Consider the following 13,057-nt stretch of genomic DNA (forward strand, 5'->3'; position numbering starts at 1 on the left):
CGATCATTGGGCGCACGTCGCAGCCGCGTGTTTCCACCTCGTTCCTCCTTGAGCCCACGACCCGGCTTGGAAAGAAAAGATGATCAATAAGCTGAACGACCTGCGCACCCTCGTCCGCGGACGAGTCCTGACGCCGGAAGACGACGACTTCGATCAGGCCCGGCGTCCCTGGAATCTGGCCGTCGAGCAACCTGTGCCCGCCGTGGTCGAAGTAGCCGACGCCGCCGACATCGCGGCTGTGGTCCGCTTCGCCCGTGCTCACGGCCTGTCCGTCTCGGCCCAGCCCAACGGCCATGGCGCCACCGGGGACCTGGGCGGCGCGATCCTCCTGCGCACCCGACGACTGGACACCCTGGAGATCGACCCGGCTGCCCAGCGGGCCCGCGTCGGCGCGGGTGTGTCGTCGGGGCGCGTGCAGGCCGCCGCCGCGACGTACGGTCTGACCGGCCTGCCCGGCAGTTCGCCGGTCGTCAGCGTGGCCGGTGTCGCTCTTGGCGGCGGGCTGAGCTGGTTCGGCCGCAGCCACGGCTGGGTGGCCGACAGCGTCACCGCGTTCGACATCGTCGACGCCGAAGGCGGGCTGCGGCACATCACCGCCGACACCGACCCTGACCTGTTCTGGGCACTTCGGGGTGGTGGCGGCTCCTTCGCCATCGTCACCGCCCTTGAGCTCTCCCTCCATCACGCACCGCACCTGTACGGCGGCCGGATGTTGTGGCCGGCCGAGCACGCCGCGGAAGTGACCGACGCCTACCGGCAGATCACCGCCACCGCCCCCGACGCGCTCACCGTCTGGCTGGATCTGCTGCACTTCCCTGGTTCCGACCCCGTGATCGCGGTGGACACCACCTACCTCGGCGACCACGCCGAAGCCCGCGACCTGCTGAGCCCGCTGGAGCGAATCCCCCGCCCTCTCGCCGACAGCAGACGGATCATGACCGTCTCCGAGCTGGGAACCATCACCGCCGAACCCACCGACCCCAGCGCGGGCTCCTCACGCGCCGAACTGCTCACCGACCTGGACGGCACCACGACCAAGACACTGCTGGCCGACCCCATCGCCCCGCTGATGAGCGTGCAGATACGCCACCTCGGCGGCGCCTTCACCCGCCCCTCCGACAGCCCTCACGGCCCGCTGACCGAGCCCTACGCGCTCTACCTGTTCGGCGTGCCGACCGACCCGGCGACGGCCGAGGCCGTCACCGCCAAACAACGCGCACTCGCCGAGGCCCTCCCGGTGAGCGGCCGCAAGCCCTTCACCTTCCTCAGCCCGGGAGAGACCGTGGCCGACGCCTTCGCTCCCGCCGCGCTGAACCGCCTGCGCTACATCAAACGCCGCCACGACCCGGACGACGTCTTCCGCGGCAACTTCCCCATCCCCGGCTGAACGCCCCCATTCCCAGGGCCGCGACTTCATAGGGCGGCCACCGCCTTAGAAGCGCCCGCGGCTCCAATTCCTCCAGCGGCACGCAGTTCTTCCTGGTGGCGTTCTCCGCCCACCACTCGAGCCGCGATTCGGCCGACAACACCGGCGTACGCGGCGCGGCTTCGTGAGCAGGTTTTCGTGAGGAGGTCGTCCGTCCAGAGCAGACGACGAGGGGAAAGGGGAGGATCCGCTCCCTTCCACTCTCAACGTATAGCGGACCAGGGGGCTTGCGGCAAGACCTGGGTCGTGTTGCAGAATCGTCGGCCCAGGCCAGGACCTGCGGAAATGGGGGAACGCGGAGCGTTGCTGTCATGGCCACCGGGTTCGCCACGCCGGTCCAGACGCCTTGGTGAGCGTAGTGATTGCAAGGGCCCTCAATTCGGAGCTGATGACGTGAACCCCGTGACCACCAGCGCGTTCGACCTTCCCGACCGCCTCTCGCGCAAGGCCGACCCGACGCTGATCGCCCGCGATGAGCAGCACTTCGCGGCAATCGCGGAGAGCCTCGAGCAGTCGATCGCCGAGCTGTCCGCCCGCCTCGACTCTGAACGCAAGGCGCCCGGCGGTCGAGGCCGTCAGGCGCTGGACCGGGACTTGGAGATCCACCGGCTGACCGCCCGCCTGCGCGCTCTGCGTCGTTTCGGATTGGACCTGTGCCTCGGACGCATGGTCGGCGCAGACGACCCCGAGCCCGTGTACGTCGGGCGCCTCGGCCTTACGGACAGCGCGGGTCGTCGGCTGCTGCTCGACTGGCGTTCCCCCGCGGCTGAGCCGTTCTTCGGAGCGACCCACGCCAACCCGATGGGTCTGGCGAGCCGCCGCAGGTATCGATGGACGCGCGGCCGGATCAACGACTACTGGGACGAGGTGTTCACCTCGGACGGCTTCGAAGGGCACGCCGCGCTCGACGACCAGTCCGCCTTCATCGCCAGCCTGGGCGGCAGCCGGTCGACACGGATGCGAGACGTCCTCGGCACCATCCAGGCCGACCAGGACGCCATCATCCGCGCGGGATCCCGCGGCGCTCTCGTCGTCGACGGCGGTCCGGGCACGGGGAAGACCGTCGTCGCTCTGCACCGCTCCGCCTACCTCCTCTACTCCGACCCCCGCCTCGGGCACCACCGGGGAGGCGTGCTGTTCGTCGGTCCGCACCAGCCCTACCTGGCCTACGTCGCCGACGTCCTCCCCAGCCTCGGAGAGGAGGGCGTACAGACCTGCACCCTGCGGGATCTGGTCGCCGAGGGAGCCGCGGCGACGATCGAGGACGACCCGGACGTGGCCCGCCTGAAGTCGTCCGCGGATCTGGTGAAGGCGATCGAGCCGGCCGTCAGGTTCTACGAGAGCCCGCCCACCAAGGGGATGACGGTCACGACCGACTGGTCCGACATCTGGTTGAGCGCCGACGACTGGGCCGAAGCGTTCGAGGCACCGGAACCCGGCACTCCGCACAACGAGGCGCGCGACCAGATCTGGGAGGAGCTGCTCACGATCCTGGTGGACAAGCACGACGGCGACGTCTCGGCCGACCTGCTCCGCCGGTCGCTGCAGCGGGACAGGGAGCTGCTCACGACCTTCAACCGCGCGTGGCCGCTGATCGAAGCGGCCGACCTCGTCGGAGACTTGTGGTCGGTACCCGCCTACCTGCGGATGTGCGCTCCCTGGCTCAGCCCCGACGACGTCCGGAAGCTGCAGCGCGAGAACGCCCAGGCCTGGACGGTGTCCGACCTGCCGCTCCTAGATGCGGCACGGCAGCGGCTCGGCGACCCGGAGGCGTCACGACGCAGGCGCCGGCGGGAGGCCGCTCTCGCCGCCCAACGCGAGCACATGGCTCAGGTCGTCGACAACCTGATCGAGGCCGATGACGACGGCGAAGGCCTCGTGACGCAACTGCGCCGAGAGGACCTCCAGCGAAATCTGGTCGACGAGTCCGAGCTGCCCACCCTCGACCCGGACCTGCTCGCCGGCCCGTTCGCGCACATCGTCGTGGACGAGGCTCAGGAACTCACCGACGCGGAGTGGCAGATGCTGCTGCTGCGCTGCCCGTCCCGAAGCTTCACCATCGTCGGGGACCGTGCCCAGGCCAGGCACGGATTCACCGAGTCGTGGCAGGAGCGGCTCGAGCGGATCGGGCTCGACCGGATCAACCTGGCCTCCCTGAGCATCAACTACCGGACGCCGGAAGAGGTCATGGCGGAGGCCGAGCCGGTCATCCGGGCCGTGCTCCCGGACGCCAACGTGCCGACCTCCATCCGCGGCAGCGGCGTCCCCGTCGTGCACGGGTCCGCTGCGGATCTGGGCTCCATCCTCGACACCTGGCTCGCCGAGCATGCCGACGGAGTCGCCTGCGTCATCGGTGATCCCACGTTCCGGTCGACGTCCCGTGTTCGGTCGCTGACCCCGGAGCTGTCGAAGGGGCTCGAGTTCGACCTGGTCGTCCTCATGGACCCAGAGGCGTTCGGCGATGGCATCGAAGGAGCGGTCGACCGCTATGTCGCGATGACCCGCGCGACCCAGCGACTCGTCATCCTCACGAGCTCCTGACGACGGTCGGACGAACGCCAAGGAAAAGCGAAAAAGGGATTGATCGGGTGTGCGCCGTGTGCTTGGGTGTGGATCACGCCCTCAATCACGGAGGAGGTGAGAGCCATGTCGATCCAGCCGTTCATGCGCTCCCTCCCCGCTCGGGCGTTCACGCGGGTCTGATCCGGGGAGCGCACATCTCCCGAAGGAAGACTTCCTATGACCGATCTGGTCGTACGCCCGCTCAACGCCGGCGAAGAACACCTGTTCCTGTCCCTGTCCGCCCCGGCCACGGTCGGCATGGCCTGGGCCGGGCGCGACTATCTGGAGACCGTGAAGGCCGCGCAGTACCGTCCCGAGTGGACCTGGGTCGCGCTGCGCGGCGGTGAGGTCGTCGGCAGAGCCGCCTGGTGGGGCGGCCCCGCCGACCAGCGGCCCCTGTCCCTCGACTGGTTCGACTTCGGTACGGACGTCGAGGTGGGGGCGGCGCTCCTGCGAGCCGCTCCGTTCACCGTCGATTACTGCCTCGTCCTGCCGCCGGGATGGCGGGAGGATCCCGAGGTTCGCGCCGCGGCAGACCTCCGCGTCGCGGCGGCCACACGGGCCGGCATGGAGCCGCTGGTCGAGCGGCTCAACTACCTCTGGACCCCGGCCGCGGGCCTGCCGCAGCGGCAGGGGCGGCTGGAGTTCCGGCCGGAACCTGACGACGAGGTGATCCTCGACGTGATCCGCCGTACGCATGACGGCACGTTCGACGCCCACGCCCGGGCCGAAATGGCGCGCGGAGGCGTGGACGCCTCGGCCAGAGACGAGCTGGAGTTCCTGCGCTGGATGCCTTCCCCACGCACGTGGTGGCGCCTGGCCTTCACCGGTGACGGGCGCCTGGCCGGTCTCGCGGTCCCCGGACGGAACCAAGCCCGCCCGATCATCGGTTACATCGGCGTCGTCCCCGAGCAGCGCGGCCACGGCTACGGGTACGACCTGCTGGCCGAGGCGACGCGCATCCTGGCGGACGCCGGAGCCCCCGAGGTCGGCGCGGACACCGACATCGGCAACACCCCGATGGCCGCCGCCTTCGCCCGCGCCGGATACCCCGTCGTCCAGAAGCGTGTGTTCCTCCGTCATCCCTCCTAGCCGGCTTTCCCCGTGCTGTACGGCCTCGCCGGGCCGTACAGCACGCCTCCGGGGGCGTCAAAGAGGGCTGGGCGAAGTGATCAACAGACCATGACGGGAGTGGCTAGGGTGGTCCGTCGTGGCCGAATCGGACTTTCTGCTCACCACGCAAGCGTCTTACGACGCGATGGCCTCGGAGTACGAGGAACGCTTCCACGATGAGCTGGCAGCCAAGCCGCTGGAGAGGGCGATGCTCGCCGCCTTCGCGGAACTCGTGCCGGCTACCGCCGGCGGACCGGTCGCTGATGTCGGTTGTGGTGCCGGCCATGTGACGGCACATATGCACAGCCTGGGGTTGTCCGCGTTCGGGATCGATCTATCGCCGCAGATGGTCGCGTTGGCTCGGCGGGTGCACCCTGAGCTGCGGTTCGAAGAGGGTTCGATGACCGCGCTGGATCTGCCGGACGAGACCCTCGGCGGCATCGTGGCCATGTATTCGATCATCCACATCCCTCCAGCGCGACTGCCGGACGTGTTCGCCGAGTTTCACCGGGTGCTGGTTCCGGGTGGCCATGTGCTGCTCGTGTTCCAGGTGGGCGACGACCATGTGCGTCGGACTGAGGCGTTCGGTCAGCGAGTCTCGCTCGACTGCTACTGGCGGCCGCTCGAGCGCATCGCCGAGTTGCTGGGCCAGGCCGGGTTCATCGAGGTTGCTCGGCTGCTGCGCGAGCCCGACGAGACCGAGAAGCTGCAGCGGGGTTGTCTCCTGGCCCGAAAGCCGGCAGGCGTCATCGGGTCATGATGCGGAGCGTTCGACGCCATATGCGCCATGGGTGTGGGATCACGACTCGCCTCTGAGCCGGGCATAGGCCGCGGGGGGCATGCCGACCGCGGCGGTGAAGTCGCGGGTCAGGTGGGCCTGATCGGTGTAGCCAAGCTCGGCGGCCAGCGTGGCGAGGTCGAGGTCCTGGTAAACCCGCTCCGCGGCCTCGTGCAGCCGGAAGCGGCGGATCACCCACTTGGGGCCGATGCCTACATAGTCCCGGAACAGCCGCTGCAGCGACCGCATCGACCGCCCCGATCTGGCGGCCAGCTCGTCGACCCTGGTCACGGACACGTCGCTCTCCACCGTCGCCACCAATGCCGCGACCTCTTCCGACAGCGGATCCTGATTCGGCCCCAGACTCACCAGGAACTTCTCGATGAGCGCGATGGCGGCCCGGGCGTCGGGCTCAGCCAGGACTTGCTCGACAAGCGTCACACCGGCTGTGCCGTACATCTCGCCGATCTCCACGAACCGGCCGGTCAGCTGGGACACCGGACCGCCGAGCAACGGCCGGAAGCCACCGGGGCGAAAGCGTGTGCCGAGCACGCGGCCGCTGTCCCGCATCGTATAGGAGAACCCTCCCCTGATCACTTCCGCGATCCGGTGGAAGTCCCGGGTGATCGTCATGTTCACGGTGGGGTGCGAGACGATGCGCTGCTCGTACGGCTCGGCGAGATCGGTCCACGTGACGACCCAGAAGTGCTCCACATACGCCGCGAGCTCGGGCGACGGCGCCTGCCGGAAGAAATCGAAGGCCTTGAGCCCCGCGTACGGGTTGACCCAGCCACGCTGTCGCGTTTCTACAAGTCGCGCCTCGGGCAGAGGGGGCACGCTGGTGGCCATGGAAGACATGATGCCGCTGATGACGCGCGCCACCGACCGGACCGCAAGATTGGTGCGGGCCGTGCGGCAGGAGCAGCTCGGGTTCTCGACGCCATGCGCGAAGTTCGACGTCAAGGACCTGATCAACCACCTCGAGTGGGTGGCGGAGATGTTCGAGTCGTTTGGTCGCAAGGGACCGCGCGTCGAGCAGGGACCTTACGCGGGCGACTTCCCCGAGCGAGCGGAGGACACGCTGGCCGCGTGGTCGCGGCCCGAGTCATGGGAGGGGACCAGCCCCGCCATGGGCCTGCCGATGACCGCGCTGGCCCACATGTACCTCGTCGACATGGTCGTGCACGGCTGGGACCTGGCAAGGGCCACCGGTCAGGAGTACGAGCCGGACCCCGAGGCCGTCTCGCGGGCGCTGCACTTCACTGACCAGATGGTGGAGATGGGCAGGCAACGCGGTGTCTTCGGGCCGCCGGTGGCAGTGCCGGACGACGCCCCACAGTTCGACCGCCTGCTCGGCGTCATCGGTCGGGATCCGGCCTGGACAGTGTGATCTGCTTTGTCAGACGTCGTCCAAGTGGGGCGGGTCAAGGTGCTGGGCCTGAGCGACCGGATCGGCTGATCGGCTACAGCTCCGCCGACCCACGAGATATCCAGTTGGAAGCGCTAGTCCGTGCACACGAGAATTCAACGGATGAACTGCCCTTTCTGTCTCGTCGCTGCCGGTGACGTTGAGGGTGAGCTCGTCGCCTACCGCACCGCCAACGTCTTCGTTCTGCCCGTCCCCTGGCAGCGAGCGAAGAACCTCGGTCACTGTCTCGTACTTCCGACTGCGCACGTGACGAGTCTTCATGCCGCCCCCCGCGATCTTTTGGTCGAGTTGTTCGATGTGGTCGCCCAGGTGACCGCCGCTGTTCGGGAGGCGTTTGGAGCACCCGGGAGCATGGTCCTGCAGAACGACAACATCCCAGGCCAGACGCTTTTCCACCTACACGTCCATGCGATCCCTCGTTCTCCCGGCGACGGATTCATCCTCGCGGACCCCGCCAAGATCGAGATTCCCTTCGAAGTTCGAGTGCAGCAGGCTGCACAACTCCGCAAGGCCCTCACCAAGCGATAGCCGGGATACCGGTGAAGACGACGTCACGCCGGCGGTCGCGGGGGCTGATGCGTCGGCGGGTGCCGACATGCGGCATCCGGCCTTCTCATGGAGCCTAGGGGTGTTCACCATCTCGGCGTAGCCGGCGACCAGTACGAATCCGGTGCCTCAGGGTCGACGTTCCCTAGCCGTGGTCAACTTCGTCTCGGCCCAGGATGACCCAACCGCCGTTACATCGATGCACTGACCAGTTACCGGCCACAAGGACACAAGTCGGCGCGTCTCCTCCCATTGCGCAATGCCGCACAGACATACAACCGCCCTGTCATCGTCGATCGACTTGGGAGATCCGCATGCTTGCGCGTTGGCAGAGAAATACAGCGCAGAATCGTCGTCCGGAGCTGACCGGCAGACGCCATGAGCGCGGGCGGCGATTCCGAATCCGGCCCTTGGTGACCGCGGCCGCCATCGCGATCGGGCTGGCGCCGCTGGCGGCAGTGGCCGGGCCTGCTCTGGCCCAGCAGACGCCCGTGCCGGGAGAATTCGCCTACGTCAACAACAACGGCAACAGCACCGTGTCGCGGCTCAACACCACGACCAACACCATCGTCGCCACCATCCCCCTCCCTCCCGGGGCCAATACGATCGGGTCGGAGGTCACGCCGAACGGCAACTTCTACTACGTGGCCAACGCCGGCATCGACAACCTCACGAAGATCGACACCTTCACCAACAGAATCGTCGCCGTCATCCACCTCCCTGCCGGGGCCCAGCCCAACGGAGTGGGGATCACGCCGGACAGCCGCTTCATCTACTCCACCAATAAGGGCAACAACACCGTCTCGAAGATCAGCGTCGCCGACAACACCATCGTCGCCACCATCACCCTCCCCCTGGGGGCCGCTTCCGAGTCAGTGGCGGTCACGCCGAACGGCGCCTTCGCCTACGTCTCCAACAGCGGCCTCAACACCGTCTCGAAGATCAGCGTCGCCGACAACACCGTCGTCGCCACCATCACCCTCCCCGACAAGAGCGCTCCTCGGGGGGTGAAGATCACGCCGAACGGCGCCTTCGTCTACGTCGCCGACAACGGCAACAAGACCGTCTCGAAGATCGACACCACGTTGGACAAGGTAGTAGCCAACATCCCCGTCGGGATGGGTCCGACCTGGCTGTCGATCACGCCGGACAGCGCCTTCACCTACGTCACCAACAACGGCAGCAACACCGTCTCGAAGATCAGCGTCGCCAACGACACCGTCGTCGCCACCATCCCCGTCGGAACCGGTCCCAGGGGGATGTGGATCAACATCAACGGCACCCAGGTCTACGTGGCCGATCACGACAGCGACACGGTGTCGGTGATCAATGTCGCCAACAACACCGTCGACGACACCATCCACTTCCCCGCCGGGGCCGGTCCCGAAGGAGTGGCATTCGGGCGCCACGTGCAAGTGCCCGTGAAGGTGACCAAGACTAGGACTAAGAGCTCATCAACCTCGGGCGGCATCGTTCGGAGTAAGAACGAGAACTTCACCGGCGTCGTCGCCACAGGGGGCAACGGGGACAAGGTCCGCAAGAAGCTGGGCGGCATCGACTCCTTCGTGGAGCAGGTGAAGCAACGCCATCTCAATAACCCTGCCTTCATCAAGCATCTGCAGGCCGCCGGGCTACACGGCTGACGGCGTCCAGGTCGACCGTCATCAGGCGCCCCCTGACCTCTCTGAGGGGAGGGGGCGCCCCTTTTCCGCAACTGATGTGTGTGGACGCCTGGTGGCCGATCCGGATCGAACTCGACTCTTCCGGTCTCGGCTGGGAGCAGCGGGGATGGTCAGGCGAACGTGCGACCGAGTTACTCGGGCCCCGCGACAGTGCTGCGGCGCTCGATGAAGACGACGTCACGCCAGCGGTCGTGATGGCGGCCGATGCGCTGTCGGGTGCCGACGGTGCGGAATCCGGCCTTCTCGTGGAGACGGAGACTCGCGGTGTTCTCGGGGAAGATCCCGGATTGGATGGTCCAGATACCTGCGGTCTCGGTGGACTGGATGAGCGCATTCAGGAGTGCGGCTCCGATTCCGCGGCCGACGTGATCGGGGTGGACGTAAACGGAGTGCTCGACCACTCCGGCGTAGACACATCGGTCGGAGACGGCACTGGCGGCGACCCAGCCAAATATTCGTCCAGTGGACGGGTCGACGGCGACGTGCCGGTGACGGGGCAGCTTGGCGCGGTCGAACGCCTCCCAGGTGGGAGCGACGGTTTCAAAGCTCGCGTCGCCTGTGTCGAGGCCGGCCTGGTAGATGGCGAGGACCTGGGCGGCGTCGTCGGTCCTCATCGGGCGGATGAGGGTCCCGGGCGGTGCGGTCGGCTTGGTCGCCTGGATGATCGCTGAGTGCAGGCCTTCGGCTGCGGTCTGGGTGCGCGTGATCGTGCAGGTGGTGAATCCGACTGCGGCCAACTGTGTGCGGTATTCGGTTTCTGTGAGGGTGCCGACGGTGCAGCCGACGTATTGTTCGGCGTCGGCGCGCTGTGCGGGGTCGATCCCGTCGTCGGCGATGACATCGCTGATGCCGAGCCTGCCGCCAGGCTTGAGGACGCGGAAGGCCTCGGCCAGGACGCGTGGCTTGTCGGCGGACAGGTTGATCACACAGTTGGAGATGATCACGTCGATCGAGGCGTCGGGAAGCGGGATGTCCTCGATGTGGCCATGCAGGAACTCGACGTTGACGGCTCCGGCTTCTGCGGCGTTGGCTCTGGCGAGGGTGAGCATGTCGGGAGTGGCGTCGAGGCCGTACGCCTTGCCGGTGGGGCCGACCCTGCGGGCCGATAGGAGGACGTCGATCCCTCCGCCTGAGCCGAGATCGAGGACGGTTTCCCCTGGTTGGAGGTCGGCGACGGCGACGGGGTTGCCGCATCCCAGGCTGGCCCGAACCGCGCCGGCCGGGAGGTTCGTGGTGTCGTCGTAGGCGGCGGCTCCGAAGCCGCCGTCGTTGAACTGTTGTGGTCCGCAGTCGGTGATCTGGAGTTGGGCTTGGGCGGCGCGGGCGAGCCGGCCGTAGCGTTCGACGATGCTTGCTCGGACCTTGTCGGCGTCTTCAGGCATGTGTCCTCCGGTCAACAGGCGCGGCCTGGCGGGGGAACGGGATGGCCCATGACCACGTCGGCGGCTGTGGGGAAGGCCCCGATGCACGCTTTGTTGATCTCATACAGGCTGGACGTGCCGCGACGCTCGACCAGGACGAATCCCACCTCGGCCAGCACCTTCAAATGCGCGGACACGGTCGACTGCCCGACGTCGACCGCCTCGACGATCTCTTTGACCGACAGGGGCGTCTGGCGGCGGGCGAGCAGCGTGACGATCTGGATGCGCGTGGCGTCGGCCAACGCCTTGAACCACGAGGCGTACTTCGTTGCGGCGGCCCGGTCGAGTGGCCCGGTTCCCTCATTCATCGTTCATCGACGATAAACGATGAAACTGGGTTCAGGGAAGCCTCTTACCAGGAGAGGTCCGCCAGACTGATCGGTGCCAGGCCGGCGAACCGCAAGGTCCGGCGGTGCGGTCAGTGCGCGGGCACGAGTTCAGCGAGGAGTTCGCGCACCCGCTTGTCGATCTCATCGCGGATCGGGCGGACTTGGTCGACCGGCTTGCCGGCGGGGTCGTCGAGGCTCCAGTCCAGGTAGCGCTTGCCGGGGAAGATCGGGCAGGCGTCGCCGCAACCCATGGTGATGACGACGTCGGCGGCCTCGACCGCCTCGGTGGTCAGCGGCTTGGGGAACTCCTTGGTCAGATCGAGGCCGAGTTCCTCCATGACCTGGACGACGGCGGGATTGATCGTGTCGGCGGGCGCAGATCCTGCGGATCGGACACGGACCTTGCCGTGGGCGTGGTGGTCGAGCAGGGCGGCGGCCATCTGGGAACGTCCCGCGTTGTGCACGCAGACGAACAGCACCTCGGGGATATCGGACACAAGTGCTCCTTGGACTTGGGCGGTGGCGCGTAGCCGGTCGTCGGCGAACCGAACGGTGTCACGGAGGTCAGACGGCCCGGGCATCGGAAACCTCGGGCGCGACAGGCCGAGGATGGGCGGCCGGTTCAGGGCCGGCCGTGGCGGCCCGCGCGGGATAAAGGGCCGTGGCGATCGCCGTACCGAGGGCTGCGCCGATGAGTTGGGCGGCGAGGAATCCCGGGATGGAGGCGGGGGCGATCCCGGCGAAGGTGTCGGTGAAGCCGCGGGCGATCGTCACCGCGGGGTTGGCGAAGCTGGTCGAGCTGGTGAACCAGTAGGCGGCCCCGATGTAGGCGCCGATGATCGGAGGAGCCAGATGTGCGCGCCCCTGGCGCGGCAGGGTGATCACCACAGCGATCAGACCCGCTGTCGCGACGATCTCTCCCAGCCATAACGTGGGTGATGATCGGTCATGGGTGGAGGCGCTCACGGCGGGCAGATCGAACATCGCGTTGGCGAGCATCGCGCCGGCGATCCCGCCGATCATCTGTGCGGGGAGATAGACGGCCACACACCGCGCGGTGATCCCCGCCCGATTCCTGCGGCCGAGTAGCCAGTCGACCAGGGACACCATCGGGTTCAGGTGCGCCCCGGAGACCGGACCCACCAACACGATGATGACCGGCAACGCGGCTGCCGTCGCTGCGCTGTTGGCAAGGAGCTGCACGCCGACGTCGGGCGACAACCGGACGGCCATGATCCCGGACCCAATCACGACTGTGACCAGCAGGCCTGTACCGAGGAACTCGGCGAAAGCCCGCCGGGCCAGACCGGGAGCGCCGCTAGTGCTCATGCCGAGGTGCCGGCCAGGGCGGACGCTGGGCCGAGAAGGGCCGACATCCGGGCCAGGACGCCCGGGTTGATCCAGTAGTAGACCCAGGTGCCGCGGCGTTCGGAGTCGATGAGGCCAGCCTGCTTGAGCACCTTGAGGTGGTGGCTGATCGTCGGTGCCGTCAGGTCGAACGCGACGGTCAGGTCACAGACGCACGCCTCGCCGCCCTCATGGCAGGCGATCAACGACAGCAGGCGCAACCGCACGGGGTCGGCGATCGCCTTGAACAGCGGAGCCAGCTCCGTCGCCTCGGCCTCGTTCAACGGCTCGCACACGAGCGGCGCGCAGCACTCGGCGGCGGTGACATCCACGATCGGCAACTCTTGCTTCGACACATCTCTAATTTGACAGCAATCTATGCACAGGTGCAAGCTGAGGCCGGAACGCTACTTAGACAGTCATC

13 protein-coding genes are annotated in these 13,057 nt (G+C 67.6%); 7 read left to right on the forward strand and 6 right to left on the reverse strand.

Annotated elements, in window-relative coordinates; all coding sequences use genetic code 11:
- Positions 1-79 precede the first annotated feature (79 nt).
- The 4 genes from Pph01_RS23900 (at position 80) to Pph01_RS23915 (ending at position 5,861) form a co-directional block, all read left to right on the forward strand.
- On the forward strand, positions 80-1,387 hold the full coding sequence (locus Pph01_RS23900) for an FAD-binding oxidoreductase (protein WP_308441914.1): 1,308 nt from the start codon (positions 80-82) through the stop codon (positions 1,385-1,387).
- Between the two features lie 432 nt (positions 1,388-1,819).
- Positions 1,820-3,967 carry an RNA polymerase recycling motor ATPase HelR gene (helR, locus tag Pph01_RS23905; RefSeq protein ID WP_204075396.1) on the forward strand — a complete coding sequence of 716 codons (2,148 nt, stop codon included), beginning with the start codon at positions 1,820-1,822 and terminating at the stop codon, positions 3,965-3,967.
- 198 nt (positions 3,968-4,165) lie between these two features.
- Positions 4,166-5,080, forward strand: a complete 915-nt coding sequence (locus Pph01_RS23910) for a GNAT family N-acetyltransferase (RefSeq protein ID WP_204075397.1) — start codon at positions 4,166-4,168, stop codon at positions 5,078-5,080.
- Positions 5,081-5,198: 118 nt separating this feature from the next.
- Positions 5,199-5,861, forward strand: coding sequence for a class I SAM-dependent DNA methyltransferase (locus Pph01_RS23915; RefSeq protein WP_204075398.1), 663 nt, complete (start codon positions 5,199-5,201; stop codon positions 5,859-5,861).
- Between the two features lie 39 nt (positions 5,862-5,900).
- On the opposite strand, the gene Pph01_RS23920 is transcribed toward Pph01_RS23915, so the two are convergent.
- The gene (locus Pph01_RS23920) at positions 5,901-6,728 is read right to left on the reverse strand and encodes a helix-turn-helix domain-containing protein (RefSeq protein WP_204075399.1); all 828 of its coding nucleotides are present in this window, start codon (positions 6,726-6,728) and stop codon (positions 5,901-5,903) included.
- On the opposite strand from Pph01_RS23920, the gene Pph01_RS23925 reads away from it, so the two are divergent.
- The 3 genes from Pph01_RS23925 to Pph01_RS23935 all read left to right on the forward strand — a co-directional run bounded on the left by Pph01_RS23925 (position 6,727) and on the right by Pph01_RS23935 (position 9,497).
- Entirely contained in the window at positions 6,727-7,269 is a 543-nt protein-coding gene (locus Pph01_RS23925; RefSeq protein ID WP_204075400.1) for a TIGR03086 family metal-binding protein, read from the forward strand. The two genes, Pph01_RS23920 and Pph01_RS23925, sit on opposite strands and share 2 nt — an antisense overlap.
- Positions 7,270-7,410: 141 nt before the next feature.
- Positions 7,411-7,836 carry an HIT family protein gene (locus tag Pph01_RS23930; protein ID WP_204075401.1) on the forward strand — a complete coding sequence of 142 codons (426 nt, stop codon included), beginning with the start codon at positions 7,411-7,413 and terminating at the stop codon, positions 7,834-7,836.
- Positions 7,837-8,267: 431 nt separating this feature from the next.
- Entirely contained in the window at positions 8,268-9,497 is a 1,230-nt protein-coding gene (locus tag Pph01_RS23935) for a beta-propeller fold lactonase family protein (protein WP_204075402.1), read from the forward strand.
- Between the two features lie 170 nt (positions 9,498-9,667).
- On the opposite strand, the gene arsM is transcribed toward Pph01_RS23935, so the two are convergent.
- From arsM to Pph01_RS23960, 5 genes are all read right to left on the reverse strand, one after another.
- Positions 9,668-10,918: an arsenite methyltransferase gene (arsM, locus tag Pph01_RS23940; RefSeq protein WP_204075403.1), complete on the reverse strand. Its 1,251-nt coding sequence runs from the start codon at positions 10,916-10,918 to the stop codon at positions 9,668-9,670.
- Between the two features lie 11 nt (positions 10,919-10,929).
- Entirely contained in the window at positions 10,930-11,265 is a 336-nt protein-coding gene (locus Pph01_RS23945; RefSeq protein ID WP_204075404.1) for an ArsR/SmtB family transcription factor, read from the reverse strand.
- A 110-nt stretch (positions 11,266-11,375) separates the two neighbouring features.
- Positions 11,376-11,783 carry an arsenate reductase ArsC gene (locus Pph01_RS23950; protein ID WP_275412863.1) on the reverse strand — a complete coding sequence of 136 codons (408 nt, stop codon included), beginning with the start codon at positions 11,781-11,783 and terminating at the stop codon, positions 11,376-11,378.
- A gap of 67 nt (positions 11,784-11,850) precedes the next feature.
- Entirely contained in the window at positions 11,851-12,615 is a 765-nt protein-coding gene (locus Pph01_RS23955; protein WP_204075406.1) for an aquaporin, read from the reverse strand.
- Complete coding sequence (locus tag Pph01_RS23960) at positions 12,612-12,989, reverse strand: ArsR/SmtB family transcription factor (protein ID WP_204075407.1); 378 nt, start codon at positions 12,987-12,989, stop codon at positions 12,612-12,614. The genes Pph01_RS23955 and Pph01_RS23960 overlap by 4 nt, the downstream gene beginning before the upstream one ends.
- Between the last annotated feature and the right edge of the window lie 68 nt (positions 12,990-13,057).

Origin of the sequence: Planotetraspora phitsanulokensis, assembly GCF_016863295.1 — a bacterium.
GTDB lineage: Bacteria > Actinomycetota > Actinomycetes > Streptosporangiales > Streptosporangiaceae > Planotetraspora > Planotetraspora phitsanulokensis.